Consider the following 24,404-nt stretch of genomic DNA (forward strand, 5'->3'; position numbering starts at 1 on the left):
CATCCCATACTGTCGCCATGAGCGAGAGCGAGCGCGGCGGCATGCGGACGGTTCAGCGGGCCATCGACATCCTGGGGCTCTTCGGTGAGGAGCGCCCCGCACTGACCCTCCGCGAGATCGTCGAGGGCAGCGGCCTGCCCAAGACCACCGCACTCCGCCTGCTCCAGACGCTCCGCATGAACGGCCTGCTCTGGCTGGACGAACACGGCAGATACACCGCGGGGCCGACGTTCCTGCGCTGGGTCCGGCTGGCGGACCAGGGCTGGCGCCTCCCGGCCACCGCCCGGCGCGCGCTGCGCGAGCTGGCCGCCGAGCACCGGGAGACGGTGCACCTGTACGTCCGGCGCGACGTGCACCGGATCTGCATCGCGCAGGAAGAGGGCCCGCAGGCCCTGCGGCACGTCGTCCGCGTCGGCGACGAGCTGCCGCTGTGGGCCGGCGGGCCGTCCAAGGTCCTGCTGATCGGCGCGGACCCGGCACTGGTCGAGCGGGTCGCGCGCCGCTCCCCGCACGGCACGCGGCACGCCCGCACGCTGACCGAATGGGCGGCGGAGGCGGCCCGTGCCGGGTACGCGGTCAGCCACGGCGAGCACGAGGAGGGGCTGTCGTCGGTGGCCGTACCGGTGCGCTCGCGCAGCGGCGAGGTGGTCGCCACGCTCTCCTTCGGGGGCCCGTCGGCCCGCTTCACCGCCGAGCGACTGCCGCGCTTCGTGTCCTCGCTGACGGCGGCGGCCCGCACGGTGAGCGGCGGCCTGCCCCTCACGGGATGAGGGCGCCGCACACCCTGATGGCCTAGGGTCTGTCGTTTGGATCAGGCTGGATCAGTGAGCGGCGTCTGGTGCCGTGCATCGCAAGGCGGAGGAGGGAGCCACTGCGGAGCGATGGGGGTCCCCCCGCGCCGTTCAGGCGCGGGGGAGAGTGACGACAACGCCGCGAGGTGCGGTGTCCAGGCGTCGCGAGCCCAGCAAGATCCGAACGAGAGGCCCTAGCCCCGCAGCTCCTCCGCCGCGTCCGCGACCCGGGCGATCAGGCGGAGGAGCGTCTCCTGCTCGTCCTCCTCCAGCGGGGCCAGGAAGACCCGGTTCATGCGGGCCGTGCGCGTGACGAGCCTGCGGTGGTGCCGGGCGCCCTCCTCGGAGAGCTTCAGGACGTTGCGGCGGCCGTCGAGCGGGTCGCGCACCCGTTCCACGAGGCCGCGGCGGACCAACCGGGCTACCACGTCGGCGATGGTCGAGCGGTCCAGGTGGACGTGCTCGCTCAGCGTGCGCTGGTCGATGTCCGGCTTCTCCACCAGCGCGTTGAGGACCGCGAACTGCGGAGAGGTGGTCTCCTCGGACACCATCGCGCCCCACAGCAGCGAGTGCGCCTGCTGCAGACGCCGGGCCAGGTGCCCGGGGTGGGTGCTGAGATCGACCGCGGCCATGGGGCCTCCATTGACGAATGAGGAAGTCGATGGAAGTCTACGGCCCATCGACGAATTAATCAGTGCACTGAGCATTCCTTCGGCAGTGCGCGCATCGTCGGTACCTCTTCTGGACCCACACCCGCGGAGTGATGATGGCCGAGATTCGCAGCCTCCACGACGCCGTGGCGGACCTCATCCACGACGGGGACACCGTCGCCATGGAGGGCTTCACCCACCTGATCCCGTTCGCCGCCGCGCACGAGATCATCCGCCAGGGCATCACCGACCTGACCCTCGCCCGGATGACGCCCGACGTCATCTACGACCAGCTGATCGGCGCAGGCCTGGTCAGGAAGCTGATCTTCTCCTGGGGCGGCAATCCCGGCGTCGGCTCGCTGCACCGCTTCCGCGACGCCGTCGAGAACGGCTGGCCGCGCCCCCTGGAGCTGGACGAGCACAGCCACGCCGGCATGGCCAACCGCTACGTCGCGGGCGCCTCCAAGCTGCCGTTCGCCGTGCTGCGCGGCTACCGCGGCAGCGACATCCCGAGCCGTACGGACACCGTCTCCACCGTGACCTGCCCGTTCACCGGCGAGAAGCTGGCGGCGGTCGCGGCGCTCAACCCCGATGTCACCGTCATCCACGCCCAGCAGGCCGACCGCGCGGGCAACGTGCAGCTGTGGGGCCTGACCGGCGTGCAGAAGGAAGCCGCGCTCGCCGCGAGCCGGGTGCTGGTCACCGTCGAGGAGATCGTGGACGAGCTGGAGCCGCGCCCCGGCGGCGTCACCCTGCCCACCTGGGTACTGGACGCGGTCGCCCACGTGCCCGGCGGCGCCCACCCCTCGTACGCCACCGGCTACTCCGTCCGGGACAACGCCTTCTACCAGGCCTGGGACCCGGTCGCGCGGGACCGCGAGGCCTTCACGCAGTGGATCGAGACGCACGTACGCGGGGCCGGGTCCGCTGCCCGTACGGCCGAAGGAGCGAACGCCTGATGTCCGAAGCGAGCGCCCCCGGGGCGGAGTTCACCCGCGACGAGCTGATGGAGGTCAACGCGGCCCGCGCGCTGGCCGGCGCGAAGACCTGCTTCGTCGGCATCGGCCTGCCCAGCACCGCCGCCAACCTGGCCCGTGCCACCGTCAATCCGGACCTCGTCCTCATCTACGAGTCCGGCACGATCGGCTCCAAGCCGACCGCGCTGCCGCTCTCCATCGGCGACGGCGAACTGGCCGAGACCGCCGACGCGGTGGTCCCGGTGCCGGAGATGTTCAACTACTGGCTGCAGGGCGGCCGGATCGACGTCGGCTTCCTCGGCGCGGCCCAGGTCGACCGGTACGCGAACATCAACACCACCGTCGTCAGCCGTGGCGAGGACCGGCCCGAGGGCCGGCTGCCCGGCGCGGGCGGCGCGCCGGAGATCGCGTCCAACTGCGGCCGGGTGCTGATGGTGCTGCGCCACTCGACGCGCAACTTCGTCCGGGCGCTGGACTTCGTCACCACGCTCGGCCACGGCGCCGGGCCCAAGGACCGCGCCGCGCTGGGCATGCCGGGTGCCGGACCCACCGCCGTCATCACCGACCTCGGCGTGCTGCGGCCCGACCCGGAGACCGCCGAACTGGTTCTCACCGAGCTGCACCCCGGCGTCACCGTCGCGCAGGTACGGGCCGCCACCGGCTGGGAGCTGCGGGTCGCGGACGAGGTCGGCGGCACCGCGCCGCCCACCGCAGCGGAGCTGGCCGCGTTGCGCGCACTCAAGGCAGCAGGGAAGAGCTAGGAGACCCCCATGGCACTCACACAGGCCGACATCGACCGCGAAGTCAGCGAGCTGCAGGAGGCGTACGACAAGGCGCGGGCCGGCGGCGCCCCCGCCGCGCACCACCCGCCGCGGGACTACGCCCCCTACCGCTCCAGCACCCTGCGCCACCCCAAGCAGCCGCTCGTCGCGGTGAGCGGCGGCGACCCGGAGACCGTCGAGCTGTCCGGGCCGGTCTTCGGGAGCACCGACGTCACCGCCCTCGACAGCGACCTCACCAAGCAGCACCACGGCGAGCCGCTCGGCGAGCGGATCACCGTCTCCGGGCGCCTGCTGGACAGCGGCGGCCGTCCCGTGCGCGGCCAGCTCGTCGAGATCTGGCAGGCCAACGCCTCCGGCCGGTACGCCCACCAGCGCGACCAGCACCCGGCGCCGCTGGACCCCAACTTCACCGGCGTCGGCCGCGTGCTGACCGGGGACGACGGCAGCTACTCCTTCACCACCGTCAAGCCCGGCGCCTACCCGTGGCGGAACCACGAGAACGCCTGGCGCCCGGCCCACATCCACTTCTCGCTGTTCGGCAACGCGTTCACCCAGCGCCTGGTGACGCAGATGTACTTCCCGAACGACCCGCTCTTCCCGTACGACCCGATCCTGCGTTCGGTGACCGACGAGACCGCCCGGCAGCGGCTGATCGCCACCTACGACCACGACCTGTCCCGGCCGGAGTTCTCGCTGGGCTACCGCTGGGACATCGTCCTGGACGGCCCGTCCGCCACCTGGATCGAGGAAGGCCGCTGATGACCGAGCAGCACTCCCCCGCGCTCGCCCCCACGCCCTCGCACACCGTGGGCCCCTTCTACGGCTACGCGCTGCCCTTCCCCGACGGCGGGAACATCGCGCCCGCCGGCCACCCGGACACCATCACCGTGCACGGCTGCGTGTACGACGGCGCCGGCGAGCCGGTCCCGGACGCGCTGCTGGAGTTCTGGCAGGCGGACCCCGCGGGCTCGCTCGCCGGGGCGCCGGGCTCGCTCCGCCGCGACCCGGTGACCGGCGGCCACTACGGCCGCAACGGCGTGGACTTCACCGGCTTCGGCCGGGTGCCCACCGACGCCGACGGCCACTACGCGGTCCGCACGCTGCCGCCGGGCGGCGCCCCGTACCTCTCCGTCTGCGTCTTCGCGCGCGGCCTCACCCACCACCTCTTCACCCGCGCCTACCTCGCCGAACCCGCCGGCGACACGCTGCTGTCGGGTCTGGAGCCCGCGCGGCGGGAGACTCTTCTCGCCAGGTCCGAGGCGGACAAGCACCGTACGTACCGCTTCGACATCCACCTCCAGGGCGACAAGGAGACGGTCTTCCTTGCCTTCGACTGATCCCGCGGCAGCGGCGCCGGAGGACGTGGGGCTGCTCGCCCCCGTCCGGGCCGGCACGGCCGCCGAGGCCGCGACCCGGGACACCGCGTTCCTCCAGGCCATGCTGGACGCGGAGGCCGCGCTCACCCGGGCGCAGGCCGCGCTCGGCGAGGCCCCCGCCGCCGCGGCCGACGCCGTGACGGCCGCGGCGGACGTGCACCGGTTCGACGTGCGGGACCTGGCGCTGCGTGCCCGCTCCGGCGGCAACCCGGTGATTCCGCTGGTCGCCGACCTCACCGCGGCGGTCAAGGAGACCGCGCCGGACGCCGCCGGGTACGTCCACCGGGGTGCCACCAGCCAGGACATCTGGGACACCGCCGCGATGCTGGTCGCGCGGCGGACGGTGGCGACGGCGCTGGCCGATCTGGCCCGTACGGCGGAGACGCTGCACGGACTGGCGGACACGCACCGCGAGACGGTCATGCCGGGCCGCACCCTCACCCAGCACGCCGTGCCGACCACCTTCGGGCTGAAGGCGGCGGGCTGGCGGGCGCTGGTCCTGGACGCGTACGAGCGGCTGGCCGCGGTCCGGCTGCCGGTCCAGCTGGGCGGCGCGGCGGGCACGCTGGCCGCGTTCGGCGCGCTGTCGGAGACGTTCGCGCCCGCGGACGGGCCCCGGCTGATCGCCGCGTACGCGGCCGAGGCCGGGCTCGACGCGCCGGGCCTCCCCTGGCACACGCTGCGCACGCCCGTCGCCGACCTGGCGTCCGCGCTCGCGTTCACCACCGGCGCGCTCGGCAAGATCGCCGCGGATGTGCTGGTGCTCTCCCGCACCGAGTGCGGCGAGGTCGCCGAGGGCAGCGGCGGGGGCTCCTCCGCGATGCCGCACAAGGCCAACCCGGTACGCGCCACGCTGGTCGCCGCCGCGGCCCGGCAGGCGCCCCAGCTTGCCGCGACCGTACTGGGCTCGCTGGCCGCCGAGGACGAGCGCCCGGCCGGCGCCTGGCACGCCGAGTGGCAGCCGCTGCGCGAGCTGCTGCGGCTGGCGGGCGGCGCCGCCGAGCAGGCCGCCGAACTGGCCGGGGGCCTGCGGGTCTTCCCCGACCGGATGCGCGCGAACCTGATGCGCACCAAGGGCCTGATGGCCGCCGAGCGGCTGTCGGCCGCGCTCGCGCCGGCGCTCGGCCGGCAGGCCGCCAAGGCCGCGCTGACCCGCGCCTCCCGCACCGCCGTCGAGGAGGACCGCACGCTGGCCGAGGTGCTCCGGGCCGATCCGGAGGTGGCAGGCGCGCTGCCCCCGGAGGAGCTGACGGCGCTGGCCGACCCGGCCGGCTACACCGGCTCGGCCACCGCCCTCACCGACCGGGCGCTGCGCCGGCCCGGACCGGCCGCATGACGGTCGCCCGGGCCGGCGCCACGGCCTCGGCCCCGGAACGCCCGCGCGACGGCCACCGGGCACCGCCGCGGCGCAACGGCCCGGCAGGAGCCGCCCCGCAGCCGCCCCGCACCGCGGCGCCGCAGCCGGCCCCGGACCGCCGCACGACCGTCACCGCCCCGGCCGCACCCCCGCCGTACGCAACCGGCGCCTGACCGCCGCCCCGCCGGGCACCCGTACCCCACCCGTACCCGTCACTCCCCCGAGGAGACCCCGTGACCGAGCTCCCCCACCACCGACTCGACGGACCGCAGGACGCCCCGCCGCTGATCCTCGGCCCGTCCATCGGCACCTCGCTCGACGTCTGGGAGCCGCAGCTGGCGGCCCTGACGCGGACGCACCGGGTGCTGCGCTGGGACCTGCCCGGACACGGCGGCTCGGCGGCCGGGCTGGTGTCCGGCGAGCCGGCCATGGCCGACCTCGCCCGCCTCGTGCTGGGGCTGGCCGACGCGCAGGGCTGGGACACCTTCGCGTACGCCGGGATCTCCATCGGCGGCGCGGTCGGCCTGACGCTGGCCGCCGATCACCCCGAGCGGCTGACCCGGCTGGCGGTGGTGTGCTCCTCGGCCCACTTCGGCGGTGCGGACACCTGGCGGGAGCGGGCCGCGCTCGTCCGCGCCGAGGGGACGGAGGCGATGGCGGCGAGCCGTCCGGGCACCTGGTTCGCGCCCGAGTTCGCCGCTGCGCCCCGCGGGCAGGCGCTCATCAAGGACCTGCTGGACACCGACCCGGCCGGGTACGCCGCCTGCTGCGAGGCGCTGGCCTCGTACGACGTCCGGGACCGGCTCGCCGGGATCACCGTGCCCACGCTGGTCGTCGCGGGCCGCGAGGACCCGGCGACGCCGCCCGCGCACGCCAGGGAGATCGCCGACGCCGTCCCCGGCGCGAGCCTGACCGAGGTCGGGGGCGCCTACCACCTCGCGGGCGTGGACCGGCCGGGCCCGGTGACCGCCGCGCTGGCCGCGCACTTCGCGCCGGAGCCGGACGCCGCCGCCGAGGCGGCCGGGCAGCCGGCCGACGACGCGGGCCGCCGGGCCGCGGGCATGGCGGTGCGCCGGGCCGTGCTGGGCGACCCGCACGTGGACCGCGCCGAGGCGAAGAAGACGCAGTTCACCGCCCGCTTCCAGGACTTCATCACGCGCTACGCCTGGGGCGAGATCTGGACCGGCAGCACGCTGGACCGCCGTACCCGCAGCTGCATCACGCTGACCGCGCTGATCGCCCACGGCCACCACGCCGAACTCGCCATGCACGTACGGGCCGCGGTACGCAACGGCCTGACCCCCGAGGAGATCGGCGAGGTGATCCTGCAGAGCGGCATCTACTGCGGCGTCCCGGCCGCCAACACCGCCTTCGGCATCGCCCAGGACGTCCTCGCCGAGCTGGAGTGACGTGCGCGGCCCGGGGTGTCGCCGCCCCGGCCGGAATGATCCCCCGCGCGTTTCATGTTGTTGCCATGCGTGCATCACACCGGTGCGGCAGAGTGGTCGCCGCACCGGTCGATCATTGACGAGCGCTGGGGGACAGCAGGCATGACGGACATCGGCAGACGGCGGCTGTTGGCGGCCGGCGGCGGTATCGCGCTCACCGGCGCCCTGGCGGCCTGCGGCTCCAACACCGGCCGTGGTGGCGGCGGTTCGGGGCCGGCGCTGAGCCAGTGGTACCACCAGTACGGCGAGACCGGCACCGAACAGGCGGTGAAACGGTACGCCGATGCGTACGACAAGGCCGATGTCACCGTTCAGTGGCGGCCGGGCGACTACGACCGGCAGACCTCCGCGGCCCTGCTGACCGACTCGGGTCCGGACGTCTTCGAGGTCAACGGGCCGACGCTGGACCAGATCCGCGGCGGCCAGGTCATCGATCTGACGTCCGCCGTCGAGCCCGTCAAGGACGACTTCAACCAGGCCGTCCTCGCGCCGAAGATCTGGCAGGACAAGATCTGGGCCATCCCCCAGGTCGTCGACATGCAGCTGCTCTACTACCGGAAGAGCATGCTGAAGGACGCCGGGGTGCGGCCGCCCCGGACCTTCGACGAACTGGTCGACGCGGCCCGCGAACTGACCGCCAAGGGCAAGAAGGACAAGGTCAAGGGGCTGTTCCTGGGGAACGACGGCGGCGCGGGCGCGCTCGGCGGCACTCCCCTGTACGCCGCAGGCCTCTCGATCGTCACCGAGGACGGCAAGGTCGGCTTCGACGACCCGGCCGCGGCCCGCACCCTCGCGAAGATCCACGCCCTGTACGCCGACAGGTCGCTGCTCCTCGGCGCGCCCACCGACTGGTCCGACCCGGCCGCCTTCACGCAGGGCCTGACCGCGATGCAGTGGTCGGGGCTGTGGGCGCTGCCGCAGGTGAAGAAGGCCCTGGGGGACGACTTCGGGGTGCTGCCGTTCCCCAAGGACGGTTCCGGCGGCAGGAACGCCGTACCGGTCGGCGCGTACGGCTCGGCGGTCAGCGCGCGCAGCAAGCACAAGAAGGAGGCGGCGGCCTTCGCGAAGTGGCTGTGGATCGACCGCACGGACTACCAGCGGGACTTCGCGCTCTCCTACGGCTTCCACATCCCGGCCCGGATCTCGCTCGCCGAGAAGGCCAAGGAGCTGCGCTCCGGCCCCGCGGCCGACGCCGTCGCCTACGCCACCGACCTCGGCCACGCCGAGCCGCTGCTGTGGACCACCGCGTCGAAGACCGCCTACCAGGACGCGGTCAGCCGGATCATCAAGGACGGCGCGAACCCGGAGAGCGAACTGAAGGCGGTCGTCCGGAAGACCCGTACCGAGCTGGACCGGGTCAAGAAGAAGTGATCCGCACGCTGCTGGGACCCCAGAACCGCAACCTGTGGTTCTGGGTGTTCGTCGGCCCGTTCGCGGTCGGGCTGGCCCTGTTCACGTACGTACCGCTGCTGTGGAGCGTCTGGCTCAGCTTCTTCGACGCGCACAACACCGTCACGCCCACGGAGTTCGTCGGGCTGGACAACTACGCCTCGATGCTGGGCGACGGCGCGTTCCTCCGCAGCCTGGGCACGTTCCTGCTGTTCTCGGCGTTCATCGTGCCCGCGACGTACGTGCTGTCGCTGGGGCTCGCGCTGATGGTGAACCGGGTGCGGTTCGCGCAGGCGTTCTTCCGGTCGGTCTTCTTCCTGCCGACCGCGTGCAGTTACGTCGTCGCCTCGCTGGTGTGGAAGCTGTCGATCTTCAACGGGGTGCGGTTCGGGCTGGCCAACACCGTGCTGGGGTGGTTCGGCGCGGACCAGACGGCGTGGCTGTCGACGACCCACCCGCCCTGGTACTGGCTGGTGATCGTCACCGTACGGCTCTGGCTCCAGGCCGGCTTCTACATGATCCTCTTCCTGGCCGGGCTGCAGCGGATCTCGCCGCGGCTGTACGAAGCGGCCGCGGTGGACGGCGCGAAGCCCGGCTGGCAGACCTTCCGGCACATCACCTTCCCGCAGCTGCGGGCCACGTCCGTCGCGGTCGTCCTGCTCCTCGTCATCAACGCCTTCCAGGCCTTCGACGAGTTCTACAACCTGCTCTCCGACTCCCGCGGCTACCCGCCGTACGCCCGGCCGCCGCTGGTCTACCTGTACTACATCGCGCTCGGCAGCGAGCAGAACCTCGGGCTGGGCAGCGCGGGCGCCGTGATCCTCGCGCTGATCATCGCGGTGGCGACCATCGTCCAGGCCCGCTGGTTCGGGCTGGGCCGCAAGGAGGACTGACCGGTGGACCAGGCACTCATCCGGGCGGGCCGGGCCTTGCGGCTGGTCGTGCTGCTCGTCCTCGCGCTGCTCTTCCTGATCCCGTTCTACCTGCTGCTGCGCAACGGGCTGGCGACCGAGGCCGACATCACGGCCCCGGACTGGACGTTCTTCCCGCGCTCGCTGCGGTGGGACAACATCGGCGAGCTGTTCGCGGACCCGAACCTGCCGATGGCGCGGGCGCTGCTGAACTCCACGGTGATCGCGGTGGCCACGACGCTGGGCACGCTGCTGCTGGCCTCGCTGGCGGGGTACGGCCTGGCCCGCATCCCGTACCGGCACGCGAACGCGGTGTTCTACGCGATCCTCGGCACGCTGATGGTCCCGGCCGCGGTCACCTTCGTACCGAGCTTCGTCCTCGTCTCGTCCCTCGGCTGGATCTCGACCCTGCGCGGCCTGATCATCCCCACCCTTTTCTCCGCCTTCGCGTGCTTTGTCTTCCGGCAGTACTTCGTCGGCTTCCCCCGTGAGCTGGAGGACGCGGCGCGGGTGGACGGGCTGGGGTACTGGCGGACGTACTGGCGAGTGGTGGTGCCGAACTCGCGGCCGGTGTTCGCCGCGGTCGGCACGATCGTCTTCATCGGGGCGTGGAACGCCTTCCTGTGGCCGCTGGTGATCGGCCAGGACCGGGAGGCATGGACGGTGCAGGTGGCGCTGTCGACGTTCACCACCGCGCAGAACGTCAATCTGCACGAGCTGTTCCTGGCGGCCGCGGTCTCGATCCTCCCCCTGATCCTGGTGTTCTTCCTGCTCCAGCGGTACATCGTCGCGGGGGTGGAGCGGACAGGCATCGATGATTGATGTACGGTGCACAGCATGATGGCGCGACCGACCTCCCGTGTGCGGGAGCCGCAGACCTGCGGCCCCCACGGTGAGTGCGCGCCCCGCGGCGTGAGCTTCCTGCGCCGCCGCGGCCGGGTGGGTTCGCCCCCGGCCTGCTGTTTCCCGCGCCGCTGAGCCACCGGCTCCGGCGCTTTCTCCCTCCCCTTTTCCACCCCGCTCCGCCCTTTTCACCCTTTCTACCCTTTTCCCGTGCTTCCGCACGTTCCCTGTCCCTTGGTCTCTTTCAGGAGGATCAGATGACGGCTCTCGCCGTGCCCACCGCCCCTGCCCTGCGCGACCACCGCATCCCCGCCGACGGCCTCTACGAAGGGCAGCGGGTCCTGCACCGGCTGCCCGACGGCTGGGAGGAGCGCCCGTACGAACGCTTCGAGGTCGTCCCGCAGGCCCGCACCATCGGCGCCGAGCTGCGCGGCGTCGACCTCTCCCGTCCGCTGGACGACGGGCTCCGCGCGGAGCTGAACCGGGCACTGCTGGAGTGGAAGGTGCTCTTCTTCCGCGGCGCGCACCTCACCTCCGCCCAGCAGCGCGACTTCGCCCGCAACTGGGGTGAGCTGGAGACCAACCCGCTGCTCGCGCGGGGCGACTCCGAGGACGTGGTGCGGTTCGACAAGAAGGACCCCACGGCGCCCACCTTCGAGAACGTCTGGCACACGGACGTGACCTTCCGGGAGCGGCCCGCGCTGGGCGCGGTGCTCCAGCTGCGCGAGGTGCCGCCGTTCGGCGGGGACACGATGTGGGCGGACATGGCCGCCGCGTACGACAACCTGCCGCGGGACATCAAGGAGCGCATCGACGGGGCCCGCGCGGTGCACGACTTCATCCCGGGCTTCGAGCGCTTCTACCCGGCCGAGCGGCTCGCCCCGCTCCAGGAGCAGTTCCCGCCGGTCGAGCACCCAGTGGTGCGCCGGCACCCGGAGACCGGCCGGAAGATGCTCTTCGTGAACACCTCCTTCACCACCCGCATCGTGGGCTGGGAGCGGGCGGAGAGCGACCGCGTGCTGCGGCTGCTGTTCCAGCAGGCCCATGTGCCGGAGTACCAGGTGCGGTTCCGCTGGCAGCCGGGCGACATCGCCTTCTGGGACAACCGGGCGACGCAGCACTACGCGGTCGCCGACTACGCGCCGCACGGACGAGTGGCGGAGCGGGTCGCCATCGCGGGCGACCGGCCGCAGTAGGACTGTCCGGCCTGCCGTTACCGCTTGTTGAGGTCACGTCAACTCGGGGCTTCTACGGTGCACTTCGCGTCTCCCCCGGCCGCCGTCCCGGCGGCCGGGGCTCTCACGACACACGTGGAGTGACCGTGGAACGTCGTACCTTCCTGCGCGGAGCCGCCATCGGTGCCTCGGCGGCCGCCTTCGGCGGGACCCTGATGCCCGGTGCCGCGTACGCGGCGCCCGCCCAGCCGGGCTCCGGCCCGTACGGCGCGCTCGGCGCCGCGGACGCCAACGGGATCCAGCTGCCCGCCGGTTTCACCAGCCGGGTCATCGCCCGGTCCGGCCGGCAGGTGGGCAGCACCGGCTACACCTGGCACAACGCCCCCGACGGCGGCGCCTGCTTCGCCGATGCCTACGGCACGGGCTGGATCTATGTCTCCAACTCGGAGATCAACCCGGGTGGCGGCGTCAGCGCGGTGAAGTTCGACGCGACCGGTGCGATCACCGGCGCGTACCGCATCCTCGCCAACACCCGGCAGAACTGCGCGGGCGGCAGAACCCCCTGGAACACCTGGCTCTCCTGCGAGGAGGTCGCGCTCGGCGCGGTGTACGAGACGGACCCGTACGGGGCCGAGGCGGCCGTCCGCCGGGACGCGCTGGGCAGGTTCAAGCACGAGGCGGCCGCGGCCGACCCGGTGCGCAAGGCGATCTATCTGACCGAGGACGAGTCGGACGGCTGCCTGTACCGCTTCGTGCCGACCACGTGGGGCGATCTGTCGGCCGGCCGGCTGCAGGTGCTGGTCGCGGGGACCGCCACGTCCGGCTCCTTCGGCTGGGCGGACGTGCCCGACCCGGACGGTTCGCCGGCCACCACCCGTACCCAGGTCTCCGGAGCCAAGCACTTCAACGGCGGCGAGGGCTGCCACTACGCCAACGACACGGTGTGGTTCACCACCAAGGGCGACAACCGCCTCTGGCAGCTGAACCTGACGAACGACACGTACGAGCTGGCGTACGACGACTCGCTGGTCACCGGCGGGAACGCGCCGCTGACCGGGGTCGACAACGTCACCGGCGCGTCCTCCGGCGACCTCTACGTCGCCGAGGACGGCGGCAACATGGAGATCTGCGTGATCACGCCGGACGACGTCGTGGCGCCGTTCGTGCGGATCAACGGCCAGTCGGGCTCGGAGATCACCGGTCCGGCGTTCTCGCCGGACGGGAAGCGGCTGTACTTCTCCAGCCAGCGCGGCACGACCGGCAGTTCGTCCGGTGGCATCACCTATGAGGTCACGGGGCCGTTCCGGGCGTAGCCGCCGGTACCGGGTCCGCCGGGGCGCCGCCGCGGATCAGGGCGGCGCCCAGCGGGGTGAGGGTGTGCAGTACCGCGTTGCCCTGCCGCAGGGTGACCAGCAGCCCGGCCTCCCGCAGGACGGTCGCGTGCTGGCTGGCGGAGGCCAGCGACACCTCGGCGCGCCGGGCCAGTTCGCTGGTGGTGCAGCCGCCGCCGATGCCCCGCAGGATCGCGGAGCGGGTGCGGCCGACCAGCCGGCCGAGCGAACGGCCCGGCGCCGCCGCCGTGGTGGGCCGCGGGGCGTGGTGCTCGACGGGGTAGACCAGGACGGGCGTGAGCTCCGGGTCGTACAGGGTGACCGGGGTGCGGCGGCAGAAGAACGACGGGACCAGCAGCAGCCCCCGCCCGTCCAGGTACAGGTCCCGGTCGACGGGGTAGTCCGCCTCCAGGACGGGCGGCCGCCAGCGCATCATGGGCGGCAGCGAGCCGAGCAGCCGGTCGGCGCCGCCGTCCAGCAGGGCCCGGCCGCGGGCCGCCCGGTCGGCCTCGATCCGGGCCTGTACGTGCGGCCAGTACGGTGCGACGGCCGCGTCGTGGTAGTGCCGCAGGACGCCGGTGAGCCGGTGCAGCGGCCGGGTGTCGCCCTGGGCGAGGTCGGCGAGCCACGGCTGGGGCTGGCGGCCGTCGGCGAGCCGGGTGAGATCCCGGTGCAGCCGCGGGGCCGGAGTGGCTTTCAGCGCGTCGAGTGCGTCATCGATTCCGAGCAGCCCTTCGGGGGGCGTCAGGAAATCGGGAAAATATCCCTTGGCCGGTATCAGCGGGGCGAGGTACCGTGTTTCACCATTCAACCGGGAGCGGGTTTCCGTACGCCATTCGTTGAGCGCCGTACCACCCTGCCGGTCGCGAAGTCGGTGAAAACTTAAAACGGTCTCCCAGAGCACATCAGGGCGTGCGGCAATCCGCACGCGGGCCAGATCCGGTCCACTGAAATGGACGCGCAGCACCGAAACCCCACCATCGCCATCAGTCGTCGGCCCCCCGAGCACCCGAGTATGCACACGGCCACACGGCGTCACCACGTCCTTTTGGCCAGTCTTGAAAAGGGTCGCGCCGGGACCGAACTCCCGGAATGCTGATACTCAATTCGGCGGCGATACGGACGGCACGGATTGCTCGGACCCGTGGGGGGTGACGAGCCATCACCGGCAGTCCCGCTACCCGCCGAAGGCCGCCGCCCGGGCCGAGCTGGCGGCGGCAGCTCCCGAGGGGGGAGTCCGGAAAAGGCGAGGGCGGCACCTCCGCACAGGTGCCGCCCTCGTTTCGCACGAACCGGAGCCCCTACGATCGGCTGAGGGTCGGGGGCCCATCCAGCGGCTCCGGTCGTCCACGGCCGGTGTCCGGCCGCTTGCCGCCTGCCGACCGGTGTTTCGTGCACCGGCCGGCAGACGAGTCTTCGTGCGGCCGGCGCGCACGGCGCCGGCCACTGTCCGCGTCAGCGGCTGTCGCTGCCCTTGGACTCGGCCGCCGCGCGGCCCGCCTCCAGCCGCGCCACGGGGATGCGGAACGGCGAGCAGGAGACGTAGTCCAGGCCCACCTCGTGGAAGAAGTGCACCGACTCCGGGTCGCCGCCGTGCTCGCCGCAGACGCCGAGCTTGAGGTCGGGGCGGGTGGCCCGGCCGGCCTCGGCGGCGTTGCGTACGAGCGAGCCCACGCCGTCCTTGTCGATGGTCTCGAACGGGCTGACGCCGAAGATGCCCTTCTCCAGGTATGCGGTGAAGAAGCTGGCCTCCACGTCGTCCCGGGAGAAGCCCCACACGGTCTGCGTGAGGTCGTTCGTGCCGAAGGAGAAGAAGTCGGCGGACTCGGCGATCTGCCCGGCGGTGAGCGCCGCACGCGGCAGTTCGATCATCGTGCCGAGGGTGAGCCCCAGGTCCACGCCGTGGGCGCGCTCGACCTCGGCGATGACCTGCTCGGCCTCCTCGCGGACGATCTCCAGCTCCTGGACGGTGCCGACCAGCGGAATCATGATCTCCGCACGCGGGTCGCCCTTGGCGGCCCGGCGCTCGGCCGCGGCCTCCGCGATCGCCCGTACCTGCATGGCAAACAGGCCGGGGATGACCAGGCCGAGGCGGACGCCGCGCAGTCCCAGCATCGGGTTCTGCTCGTGCAGCCGGTGGACGGCCTGGAGCAGGCGCAGGTCGTTCTCGTTGGAGTCCTTGCGGGACTCGGCGAGCGCGACGCGCACCGACAGCTCGGTGATGTCGGGCAGGAACTCGTGCAGCGGCGGGTCGAGGAGGCGCACCGTGACCGGCAGCCCGTCCATCGACTCGAAGAGCTCGACGAAGTCGCCCTTCTGCAGCGGCAGCAGCTCGGAGAGCGCGGCCTCGCGCTCCTCCTCGGTGTCGGCGAGGATCAGGTGCTCGACCATCTCGCGCCGCTCACCGAGGAACATGTGCTCGGTACGGCACAGGCCGATGCCCTGGGCGCCGAACCGGCGGGCGCGCGCGGCGTCCTCGGCGTTGTCGGCGTTGGCCCGTACGCGCAGTCGGCGTACCCGGTCCGCGTACGCCATGATCCGGTGCACGGCCTTGACCAGCTCGTCGGCGTCGTCCGCGCCGGCGTGCATGCGGCCCTCGAAGTACTCCACGACCGGCGAGGGCACGACGGGCACCTCACCGAGGTAGATCTTGCCGGTCGAGCCGTCGATGGAGACGACGTCGCCCTCCTCGATGACCACACCGCCGGGCGCGGTCAGGCAGCGCCGCTTGGTGTCGACCTCCAGCTCCTCGGCGCCGCAGACACAGGTCTTGCCCATGCCGCGGGCGACGACGGCGGCGTGCGAGGTCTTGCCGCCGCGCGAGGTGAGGATGCCCTCGGCGGAGATCATGCCGTTGAGGTCGTCGGGGTTGGTCTCGCGGCGGATCAGGATGACCTTCTCGCCCGACCGCGACCACTTCACCGCGGTGTACGAGTCGAAGACGGCCTTGCCGACGGCCGCACCCGGCGAGGCGGCGATGCCGCGGCCGATCAGCTCGGTCTTCGCCTTCTCGTCGAAGCGCGGGAACATCAGCTGCGCGAGCTGCGCGCCGTTGACCCGCTGCAGCGCCTCGGCCTCGTCGATCAGGCCCTGGTCGACGAGCTGCGTGGCGATACGGAAGGCCGCACCCGCGGTCCGCTTGCCGACGCGGGTCTGCAGCATCCAGAGCTTGCCGCGCTCGATGGTGAACTCGATGTCGCACAGGTCCTTGTAGTGCGTTTCGAGCGTCTCCATGATCTGCATCAGCTCGTCGTACGACTTCTTGTCGAGCTGCTCCAGCTCCGCGAGCGGAACCGTGTTGCGGATACCGGCGACGACGTCCTCGCCCTGCGCGTTCTGCAGGTAGTCGCCGTAGACGCCCTGGTGGCCGCTGGCCGGGTCGCGGGTGAAGGCGACGCCGGTGCCGGAGTCCGGGCCGAGGTTGCCGAAGACCATCGAGCAGACGTTGACCGCCGTGCCGAGGTCGCCGGGGATGCGCTCCTGGCGCCGGTACAGCTTGGCCCGGTCGGTGTTCCACGACTCGAAGACCGCGCGGACCGCGAGGTCCATCTGCTCGCGCGGGTCCTGCGGGAACTCCCGGCCCGTCTCCTTGGAGACGATCTCCTTGAACTGCCCGACGAGCTTCTTCATGTCGGCCGCGTCCAGCTCGACGTCGACCTTCACGCCCTTGGCCTGCTTGGCCTCCTCCAGCGCCTCCTCGAAGAGGTCACCGTCGACGCCGAGCACGGTCTTGCCGAACATCTGGATGAGGCGGCGGTACGAGTCCCACGCGAAGCGCTCGGAACCGGCCTGCTGGGCGAGGCCGTTGACCGACTCGTCCGAGAGCCCGATGTTCAGAACGGTGTCCATCATGCCGGGCATGGAGAACTTCGCACCGGAACGCACCGAAACGAGCAGCGGGTTGTCGGCCTGCCCGAGCTGCTTGCCCATCTGGCGCTCCAGGGCGTCCAGATGGCCCGACACCTCGGCACGCAGTGCCGCCGGCTCCGCACCGCTCTCGAGGTACTCCTTGCAGGCCTCGGTGGTGATGGTGAACCCGGGCGGGACGGGAAGTCCCAGATTGGTCATCTCGGCGAGGTTCGCACCCTTCCCGCCGAGCAGATCCTTCAGATCCTTGTTGCCTTCGGTGAAGTCGTAGACGAACTTCGCCGACTTCACGGCCTCGGCCGACTGGGTTACGTGGGGATCTTGTGTTTCCGACACGGGACTTAACTCCTCGCGGACGGCTGCCCTGACGGCGAGGAACATACCCAGATCGAAGGCGTCTGGGTACGTCCACTCGGTCGACATACGCCCGTAACCCGGCGTCAGCCAACAGATCGAAAGTTGACGATCTTGGCGACGTGCATTCATCTTCTGAATGAATGACTCCTCAGAGTGTCACTGATCATGGGTGGATTCTCCACGGAGAGCGATGTAGGTGTTGATCATCTGAAGTGATGGAGCCTGGCACCCAGTGCCAGCATTGGAGAGATATAACCCCTCACCAACTGCTCATCTGAGCGGACCCCTGATCAAGGGTGGCGAGAATCACGCGCCAGAGCGACCCCTGATCCCACGATCCGGACCCGTCGGCGGACGTGTCACGCCGACGTCACTCCGCCGACACGCCTCCGCCCGCCACCCTCGCCAGAAAGGCGTCCACAAGCGCATACGCCCGCTCCCGCGCCTCGGGAAGCGCCGCTCGCACCTCCTTGACCAGCGCCTCGGGATCGACCCCGACCGCGTCCGCGATCCCCTCGTCATCACCGTCGAACCAGGCCTGCAGCACCTCCGGCGTCAGCTCCGGATGGAACTGCACACCGAGCGAGCGCCCGCACGCAAAGGCCTGGGAGGCCACCTCATTACGCGCGAGCTCCCGGATCACGCCCCCCTCCCCACCCCCCGTGACCTGCGGCAACAGCCAGCGGTCGCCGTGGAACTGGAACCACGGGCCGGGCCCGATCAGCTCCGGCTCGTCCGCCTCGATCTCCGACCAGCCGAGCTCGAAGCGCGGGGCGCGCTCAATTGAGCCCCCGAGCGAGGCGGCCAGCAACTGCCCGCCGAAGCAGATACCGAGCACGGGCACGCCCAGCCGGTGCGCGTCCCGCAGCAGGTCCAGCTCGGCCCGTATCCAGGCGTTCATGCGGGTCACGGACCAGGGCGCGCCGAGCGACAGAATCAGGTCATATTCGGCGGCCGGCGGAAATCGGGGCTCGACGTCCGGGGTCGCGTACCGCTCCGCGGGGACCACGAGCAGCTCGTCGAGCGCGTATCCGCGGTGCGCCAGCCGGTCTCCGACGTGGCCGGCGGTGGACAGGTGATCGTGGGCGATGACCAGGGCGCGCTTCGTCACGGCAACCTCGCTCGACTCGTAGGGTTAATCGTTTGGGATCAAATTTACTGGCGCTCGCACGCCTGCCGCCCCCTTGAGGGCAGCCACCTCTCCACATATCGTTTGACCTCAAACAACATTGCCGGATGACACCACCCGATACCGATCGATGCCGACCTGGAGGCCGCGTATGCCGTCCCCCCGCATGCTGCTCGTACTCAGCGAGAACTGGACCATGACCGGCGGCCGCTGCGACCTCGACGCGGTCGTCCGCTGGGCCCGTGAGGCGGAGGACGCCGGGTTCGACTCCGTCATGCTGAGCGAACACCTCGTCCTCGGGCCCGACTCCGACGCGCTCGGCGTCATGCCCAACCCGCGCGAGTACGCCCTCCCGGGCAACCAGGACCCGCACACCCCGTGGCCCAACTCGGTCGTCCTGCTCAGCGCCATCGCCGCCGTCACCGAGCGCCTGCGGCTGGTCGCCGGCGCGATCCTCGCCCCGCTCCGCCACCCCCTCGTCCTCGCCAAGGAGCTGGCCACCCTCGACCTGCTCAGCAAGGGCCGGCTGGTCGTCCTCCCGACGGTGAGCTGGAGCCGCGACGAGTACGCGGCGCTCGACGTGCCGTTCGCGCGGCGCGGCAAGCTGCTCGACGAGCACCTGGCCGCCTGGGAGACCCTCTGGCGCCCCTCCCCCGCCACCTTCGAGGGCGAGCACTACGCCTTCTCCGACGTCTACCTGGAGCCCAAGCCGTACCGGCCCGGCGGCCCGGAGCTGTGGTTCGGCGGCGGCTCGCTGCACGGCCCGCTGCTGCGCCGCCTGGTCCGCCACGGCCACGGCTTCAACCCGCTCGGCCGCCCGGCCCCGGAGGAGCTGGAGAAGCTGCGCGCGGCGATGGCGGAGGCCGGACGCTCGGTGGACGAGCTGGAGATGGTCGGCGGCACCCGGGCGGTCTTCCCCGGCCCGGACGCGGTGGCGGACCTGGGCCGCGCGCTGGAGAGCGTGCCGGAACAGATGGCCCAGGGCTTCGGCACGTTCTGCATCAAGCCGTCCCAGTTCACCGACGACCCGCAGGACGTCGGCCGCTTCTGCCGCGAGGTGATGCGGCGGGTGGAGCGACTGACGTCCTGCGGGTCTGTGTGAGGGAGCGGTGGCGGGCCCGTGAGAGCGGGAGCCATGGCGGGCCCGCGTGAGGGAGCGGTGGCGGCTCAGTGACCGCGGGTGATCCACTCCTCCAGGTGCGGCGCCTCGTCCCCGATGGTGGTGCTGTCGCCGTGACCGGTCAGAACCTTGGTCTCGGGCGGGAGGCTCAGGAGCCGTTCGCGGATGGACTCGACGATGGTCGGGAAGTCCGAGAACGATCGCCCGGTCGCGCCCGGCCCGCCCTGGAAGAGCGTGTCACCGGTGAAGACGGTCGCCAGCGCGGGCGCGTACAGGCATACGGCACCCGGCGCGTGCCCCGGCGTGTGCAGCACGGTCAGCTCCGTACCGGCCACCGTGAAGATCTGCCCGTCGCCCAGTTCGCCGTCCGGCAGCCGCTCGGGGTGGGTCTGCTTCCACAGCGGCCAGTCGTCCGGGTGGAGCAGGACGGGGGCGGCCGCGCGCTCGGCGAGTTCGGGTGCGGCGTCGATGTGGTCGTTGTGCGCGTGCGTGGAGAGGATCGCCAGCAGGCGTCGGCCGCCCACGGCTTCCAGGATGGCGTCGGCGTCGTGCGCCGCGTCGATGACGATCGCCTCGCTGTCGTCCCCGATGATCCAGACGTTGTTGTCGACGTCCCACGTGCCCCCGTCGAGGGAGAACGTGCCGGAGGTGACGAGGTGTTCGATCCGGGCGGCCATCACAGCACCACCACCGAGCGGAGAACGTCACCCTCGTGCATCCGCGCGAACGCCTTCTCCACGTCCTCGATCCCGATCGTCTCCGTCACGAACGCCCCCAGATCCAGGCGGCCCTGCTGATGCAGATCCACCAGCATCGGGAAATCCCGGGAGGGCAGACAGTCCCCGTACCAGGACGACTTCAGCGCCCCACCCCGCCCGAAAACGTCCAGCAGCGGCAGCTCCAACGTCATCTCCGGCGTCGGCACACCCACCAAAACCACCGTCCCGGCCAGATCACGGGCATAGAACGCCTGCTTGTACGTCTCCGGACGCCCCACCGCCTCGATCACCACATCCGCGCCGAAGCCACCGGTCAACTCCCGGATCGCCTCCACGGGGTCGGCGGCCTTGGAGTTGACCGTGTGGGTGGCGCCGATCGACTCCGCCTTCGCCAACTTCCGATCATCAATATCCACCGCAATGATCTTCGCCGCACCCGCCAACCGAGCCCCGGCGATCGCCGCATCACCGACCCCACCACAGCCGATCACCGCGACACTGTCCCCCCGGCCGACATTGCCGGTGTTGATGGCCGCACCAATACCCGCCATCACCCCACACCCCAGCAACCCCGCCACCGCCGGCGACACCGACGGATCCACCTTCGTGCACTGCCCCGCCGCCACCAGCGTCTTCTCCGCAAACGCACCGATACCCAACGCCGGCGACAACTCCGTACCGTCCCGGAGCGTCATCTTCTGCTCCGCGTTGTGCGTCGCAAAGCAGTACTGCGGACGCCCCCGCAAACACGCACGACACTGCCCACACACCGCACGCCAATTCAACACCACGAAATCCCCGGGCCCGACCTCGGTGACACCCTCCCCCACCGACTCCACCACCCCGGCCGCCTCATGCCCCAGCAGAAACGGAAACTCGTCATTGATCCCGCCCTGCTTGTAATGCAGGTCCGTATGACACACCCCGCACGCCTGCACCCGCACCACGGCCTCACCCGGACCCGGATCCGGCACCACGATCGTCTCCACCCGCACCGGCACACCCTTCCCCGGTGCGATGACTCCGCGTACTTCCTGCGCCATGGGAGCAGCCTTTCGCCATGTCGGTTCGCGGGGCGGCGCCCTGTCCTGCCCGCCCTCGCGTCCACCCTGGCGCTCCGGCCCTATGGCGTCCAACATCCAATGCTGATCGAATTCATCATCTCTCGTGCTCAATCATCTTTCTCGTGCTCAATCGCCGCCAGGCTCTCCAGGAGCGCCTGGGCCGCCGGCGAGAGGCGGCCACTGCGGGGTACGGCGATGCCCACGTTCCACACCGTGTCGGCGGCGAGCGGCACGGCGGCGAGGCCGCGGGCCTGGTCCTTGTGGGTCACCGGGCGGGGCACCACCGCGACGCCCAGCCCCCGTGCGACCAGGTCGAGGAGCGTGTAGACGTCGTTGACCTCCAGCGCCACCGTGCGGCGCGTGCCCGCGGCGGCGAAGAGCGCGTCGGCGGCCCGCCGCGCGCCCCAGTCGCGGTGCAGGTCGACGAAGACCTCGCCGGACAGCGCCTGCGCGGCGAGGGGTTCGCCGCTGTACGTGGTGAGCGGCTCGCCGCTGAAGACGAGGGGGTGGTCCGGGCGGCAGAGCAGCATCATCGGCTCGGCGGCCAGGGGGCGGATGCGTACGCCTTCCTCGTGCCCCTCGTACACGACGAACGCCAGGTCCAGCGTGCCGCGGCGGACCTCCTCCAGCAGGTGCGCGGAGCCGGACTGGACCATGTGGACCTCGACGCCGGGGTGCCGTCCGCGCAGGTCGGCCAGGAGGGACACCGGGTCGACGATGCCCATGCACTGCTCGGTGCCGACGGCGAGCGTGCCGGTGAACAGGCCGCGTACGGCGGCGACCGCCTCCCGCGCCGCCGCCGCGCCCGCGAGCGTGCGGCGCGCCTCCACCAGGAAGGCCCGGCCGGCGGCGGTCAGTTGCACGCGGCGGGTGGTGCGGGTGAAGAGGTCGGCGCCGAGTTCCCGCTCCAGGGCGCGCACCGAGGCGGACAGGCCGGACTGCGCGATGTGCAGCCGCTCTGCCGCGCGTGTGAAGTGCTGCTCCTCGGAGACGGCGACGAAGTGTTCCAGGTGCCTGAGTTCCACGATTAAGCACTTTAAATGCTGGGACCGGCCCGCGATACGGGTCGGACAAGCCTTCTGCGCGCAGGCCGTACGCGGCTGTGCGGACCGCGGTACGGGGCGCGCTCGCGGGAGCGTACGGCACTTCCGTCCGACGACGGAATACCCCGCTCGCCCCTCTTGCGCCGGACCCCCGTCCGAGGATTATGTTTGACCCCAAACGAACGACTGCCGCACCGCTCCACCTGGGGCAGCCGCCCTCGCACGACCCACCCTTCGTACGCCTCCACCTCTCGTACGTCCCCCCGACCGACCCACCCCTCGAAGGAACCCGCCCGACGGAAGGGGCTCCCGTGCCACCCGCGCCCAGACCCGCCGATCTCGTCCTCCGCAACGGCCAGGTCCTCACCCTGGACGCCGCCTTCCGTACCGCCGAGGCGGTCGCCGTGCGCGACGGCGTCATCGCCGCCACCGGGACCACCGCCGAGCTGCGCCCGCTGATCGGGCCGCGCACGGAGGTGGTCGACCTCGCGGGCGGCACCGTCCTCCCCGGCATCAACGACTCCCACCTGCACGGCTGCGCGTTCGGCGCCACCCGCCCGCCGCTCGCCGTCGACGTCTCGCCCTCCGCCGTCACCTCGATCGCCGGCATCCGGGACGCCGTACGCGCACAGGCGGACCGGCAGCCGCCGGGCTCCTGGATCTTCGGCAACGGGTGGGACGTCGGCTACCTCGACGAGTGCCGCGCGGACGGCACCCGCACGCCCACCCGCTGGGACCTGGACGAGGTGTCCCCCGACCATCCGGTCCTCCTGTACGAGTTCTCCGGGCACACCGCCTGGCTCAACTCCCGCGCCCTGGAGTCGGCGGGCCTCACCCCGGCCACCGAGGCGCCGCCCGGCGGCGTCATCGAGCGGCGGCCCGACGGCGCGCTCACCGGCATCCTCCGCGAGAGCGCCCAGGAACTGGTCAACACCGTCATCCCGCCCATGACCGACGCGGCCCGCGAGGCGGCGATCCGCGCCGCGATCGACGTCTGCCACGCCCAGGGCATCACCAGCTTCACCGAGCCCGGGCTGGGGCCCGGCGGCAAGAGCCTCTTCCTCGGGTCCGCCGACACCGCGACGCTGAAGGTGTACGCGCGGATGGCGCGCGCGGGCGAACTCCGCGCCCGTGTCGGCGTGCTGCTCCTGCCCCTCGAAATGGGCGGCGCCGCCGCCGACCTCACCGACCGGCTGGCCGCACTCGACGGGATCTGCGACGGCGCCGACCCCCGTCTCCTCTCCGTCCTCGGCGTCAAGCTCTTCGCCGACGGGGTGCCGCCCAGCCGTACGGCCTGGATGAGTGAGGAGTACGCGAACGGCGGCGGCCGCGGCAGCCTCTGCCTGCACGGCCACACCGACGGACAGCGCGTCGAGGAACTGTCGTCGATCGTCCGGCAGGCGCACCGCCTCGGACACCAGCTCGGGGTCCACATCACCGGGGACGCCGGCATCGACGCGGTCGTGGACGCCTTCGCCGCCGCCCAGCTCGACCACCCCCGGCCGGACGCCCGGCACTACATCATCCACGGCGACTTCGCCTCGCCCCGTGCCCTGGCCACCCTCGCCGCACACGGCTGGGGCGCCAACATGAACCCGGGCGTCAAGGATGCCGTCGCGGACCTGATGGACGGCGTCGTCGGCCCGGAACGCTCGGCGTACCAGTGGCCCGTACGCAGCGCGGTGGACGCCGGCATACCCGTCACCGCCAGCTCCGACGCGCCGATCACGTACCCCGACTGGCGCGCGGGCGTCTCCTCCATGCTCCTCCGCCGCTCCAAGGCCACCGGCCGCCCCAGCGGCCCCGACCAGTGCGTCGACCTGCGGACGGCCTTGCGCGCCTACACCACCCACGCGGCCCGCCAGGACTTCGCCGAGTCCTGGAAGGGCTCACTGGAACCCGGCAAGGCCGCCGACCTCTGCGTACTCGACGGCGTCCTCCTCCGCACACCCCCGGAGGACATACCGGCCCTCCCGGTCACCATGACCGTCTTCAACGGCGAAGTCGTCCACGACTCCCGCTGACCGCCTCGCGGCAGCAACCAGCAGACAAGACAGGCAAGGCAGATGAGGCAG

The 24,404-nt window shown here is 71.9% G+C and carries 22 protein-coding genes; 15 read left to right on the plus strand and 7 right to left on the minus strand.

The annotated features are described in order from the left end of the window. The first annotated feature begins 17 nt into the window (after nucleotides 1-17). On the plus strand, nucleotides 18-770 hold the full coding sequence (locus ABZ840_RS11805) for an IclR family transcriptional regulator (RefSeq protein WP_361557189.1): 753 nt from the start codon (nucleotides 18-20) through the stop codon (nucleotides 768-770). 215 nt (nucleotides 771-985) lie between these two features. On the opposite strand, the gene ABZ840_RS11810 is transcribed toward ABZ840_RS11805, so the two are convergent. Further along, nucleotides 986-1,423 (minus strand): MarR family transcriptional regulator, encoded by a 438-nt coding sequence (locus ABZ840_RS11810; protein ID WP_361557192.1) that lies wholly within the window; start codon nucleotides 1,421-1,423, stop codon nucleotides 986-988. A gap of 134 nt (nucleotides 1,424-1,557) precedes the next feature. Between ABZ840_RS11810 and ABZ840_RS11815 the strand changes: the two genes are divergently transcribed. From ABZ840_RS11815 to ABZ840_RS11870, 12 genes are all read left to right on the plus strand, one after another. Beyond that, nucleotides 1,558-2,400: a CoA-transferase gene (locus ABZ840_RS11815; RefSeq protein WP_361557195.1), complete on the plus strand. Its 843-nt coding sequence runs from the start codon at nucleotides 1,558-1,560 to the stop codon at nucleotides 2,398-2,400. After that, nucleotides 2,400-3,179 carry a CoA-transferase gene (locus ABZ840_RS11820; RefSeq protein WP_361557198.1) on the plus strand — a complete coding sequence of 260 codons (780 nt, stop codon included), beginning with the start codon at nucleotides 2,400-2,402 and terminating at the stop codon, nucleotides 3,177-3,179. Before ABZ840_RS11815 ends, ABZ840_RS11820 begins: the two co-directional genes overlap by 1 nt. Nucleotides 3,180-3,188: 9 nt before the next feature. Then, nucleotides 3,189-3,959, plus strand: a complete 771-nt coding sequence (pcaH, locus tag ABZ840_RS11825) for a protocatechuate 3,4-dioxygenase subunit beta (protein ID WP_361557201.1) — start codon at nucleotides 3,189-3,191, stop codon at nucleotides 3,957-3,959. Continuing rightward, nucleotides 3,959-4,537, plus strand: coding sequence for a protocatechuate 3,4-dioxygenase subunit alpha (pcaG, locus tag ABZ840_RS11830; RefSeq protein ID WP_361557204.1), 579 nt, complete (start codon nucleotides 3,959-3,961; stop codon nucleotides 4,535-4,537). The genes pcaH and pcaG overlap by 1 nt, the downstream gene beginning before the upstream one ends. Beyond that, nucleotides 4,524-5,912 (plus strand): 3-carboxy-cis,cis-muconate cycloisomerase, encoded by a 1,389-nt coding sequence (gene pcaB / locus ABZ840_RS11835; RefSeq protein WP_361557207.1) that lies wholly within the window; start codon nucleotides 4,524-4,526, stop codon nucleotides 5,910-5,912. The genes pcaG and pcaB overlap by 14 nt, the downstream gene beginning before the upstream one ends. Next, nucleotides 5,909-6,106: a hypothetical protein gene (locus tag ABZ840_RS11840; protein ID WP_361557210.1), complete on the plus strand. Its 198-nt coding sequence runs from the start codon at nucleotides 5,909-5,911 to the stop codon at nucleotides 6,104-6,106. The genes pcaB and ABZ840_RS11840 overlap by 4 nt, the downstream gene beginning before the upstream one ends. 60 nt (nucleotides 6,107-6,166) lie before the next feature. Beyond that, nucleotides 6,167-7,342 carry a 3-oxoadipate enol-lactonase gene (gene pcaD / locus ABZ840_RS11845; RefSeq protein WP_361557213.1) on the plus strand — a complete coding sequence of 392 codons (1,176 nt, stop codon included), beginning with the start codon at nucleotides 6,167-6,169 and terminating at the stop codon, nucleotides 7,340-7,342. Between the two features lie 141 nt (nucleotides 7,343-7,483). Further along, the gene (locus ABZ840_RS11850; RefSeq protein ID WP_361557216.1) at nucleotides 7,484-8,752 is read left to right on the plus strand and encodes a sugar ABC transporter substrate-binding protein; all 1,269 of its coding nucleotides are present in this window, start codon (nucleotides 7,484-7,486) and stop codon (nucleotides 8,750-8,752) included. Beyond that, nucleotides 8,749-9,663 (plus strand): sugar ABC transporter permease, encoded by a 915-nt coding sequence (locus ABZ840_RS11855; protein ID WP_361557219.1) that lies wholly within the window; start codon nucleotides 8,749-8,751, stop codon nucleotides 9,661-9,663. The genes ABZ840_RS11850 and ABZ840_RS11855 overlap by 4 nt, the downstream gene beginning before the upstream one ends. Nucleotides 9,664-9,666: 3 nt before the next feature. Next, complete coding sequence (locus ABZ840_RS11860) at nucleotides 9,667-10,503, plus strand: carbohydrate ABC transporter permease (RefSeq protein ID WP_361557222.1); 837 nt, start codon at nucleotides 9,667-9,669, stop codon at nucleotides 10,501-10,503. A 278-nt stretch (nucleotides 10,504-10,781) separates the two neighbouring features. Next, nucleotides 10,782-11,720: a TauD/TfdA family dioxygenase gene (locus ABZ840_RS11865; RefSeq protein WP_361557225.1), complete on the plus strand. Its 939-nt coding sequence runs from the start codon at nucleotides 10,782-10,784 to the stop codon at nucleotides 11,718-11,720. 125 nt (nucleotides 11,721-11,845) lie between these two features. Beyond that, nucleotides 11,846-13,012 carry an alkaline phosphatase PhoX gene (locus tag ABZ840_RS11870; RefSeq protein ID WP_361557228.1) on the plus strand — a complete coding sequence of 389 codons (1,167 nt, stop codon included), beginning with the start codon at nucleotides 11,846-11,848 and terminating at the stop codon, nucleotides 13,010-13,012. Here ABZ840_RS11870 and ABZ840_RS11875 read toward each other — a convergent pair. The 3 genes from ABZ840_RS11875 to ABZ840_RS11885 all read right to left on the minus strand — a co-directional run bounded on the left by ABZ840_RS11875 (nucleotide 12,990) and on the right by ABZ840_RS11885 (nucleotide 18,365). Next, nucleotides 12,990-13,997, minus strand: coding sequence for a winged helix-turn-helix domain-containing protein (locus tag ABZ840_RS11875; protein ID WP_361557231.1), 1,008 nt, complete (start codon nucleotides 13,995-13,997; stop codon nucleotides 12,990-12,992). The two genes, ABZ840_RS11870 and ABZ840_RS11875, sit on opposite strands and share 23 nt — an antisense overlap. A 488-nt stretch (nucleotides 13,998-14,485) precedes the next feature. Continuing rightward, the gene (gene ppdK, locus ABZ840_RS11880; protein ID WP_361557234.1) at nucleotides 14,486-17,233 is read right to left on the minus strand and encodes a pyruvate, phosphate dikinase; all 2,748 of its coding nucleotides are present in this window, start codon (nucleotides 17,231-17,233) and stop codon (nucleotides 14,486-14,488) included. A 391-nt stretch (nucleotides 17,234-17,624) separates the two neighbouring features. Further along, on the minus strand, nucleotides 17,625-18,365 hold the full coding sequence (locus ABZ840_RS11885; protein ID WP_361557237.1) for a gamma-glutamyl-gamma-aminobutyrate hydrolase family protein: 741 nt from the start codon (nucleotides 18,363-18,365) through the stop codon (nucleotides 17,625-17,627). 169 nt (nucleotides 18,366-18,534) lie between these two features. On the opposite strand from ABZ840_RS11885, the gene ABZ840_RS11890 reads away from it, so the two are divergent. Continuing rightward, nucleotides 18,535-19,485, plus strand: coding sequence for a TIGR03619 family F420-dependent LLM class oxidoreductase (locus ABZ840_RS11890; RefSeq protein ID WP_361557240.1), 951 nt, complete (start codon nucleotides 18,535-18,537; stop codon nucleotides 19,483-19,485). 65 nt (nucleotides 19,486-19,550) lie between these two features. On the opposite strand, the gene ABZ840_RS11895 is transcribed toward ABZ840_RS11890, so the two are convergent. The 3 genes from ABZ840_RS11895 to ABZ840_RS11905 form a co-directional block, all read right to left on the minus strand. Beyond that, nucleotides 19,551-20,180, minus strand: a complete 630-nt coding sequence (locus tag ABZ840_RS11895) for an MBL fold metallo-hydrolase (protein WP_361557243.1) — start codon at nucleotides 20,178-20,180, stop codon at nucleotides 19,551-19,553. After that, complete coding sequence (locus ABZ840_RS11900) at nucleotides 20,180-21,265, minus strand: S-(hydroxymethyl)mycothiol dehydrogenase (protein ID WP_361557246.1); 1,086 nt, start codon at nucleotides 21,263-21,265, stop codon at nucleotides 20,180-20,182. Before ABZ840_RS11900 ends, ABZ840_RS11895 begins: the two co-directional genes overlap by 1 nt. Nucleotides 21,266-21,393: 128 nt before the next feature. Beyond that, nucleotides 21,394-22,311, minus strand: coding sequence for a LysR family transcriptional regulator (locus ABZ840_RS11905; RefSeq protein ID WP_361557249.1), 918 nt, complete (start codon nucleotides 22,309-22,311; stop codon nucleotides 21,394-21,396). 329 nt (nucleotides 22,312-22,640) lie between these two features. Between ABZ840_RS11905 and ABZ840_RS11910 the strand changes: the two genes are divergently transcribed. Continuing rightward, the gene (locus ABZ840_RS11910; RefSeq protein WP_361557252.1) at nucleotides 22,641-24,353 is read left to right on the plus strand and encodes an amidohydrolase; all 1,713 of its coding nucleotides are present in this window, start codon (nucleotides 22,641-22,643) and stop codon (nucleotides 24,351-24,353) included. Nucleotides 24,354-24,404: the final 51 nt, after the last annotated feature.

The sequence above is a fragment of the Streptomyces sp. NPDC047117 genome, from assembly GCF_040643545.1.
Lineage (GTDB): Bacteria > Actinomycetota > Actinomycetes > Streptomycetales > Streptomycetaceae > Streptomyces.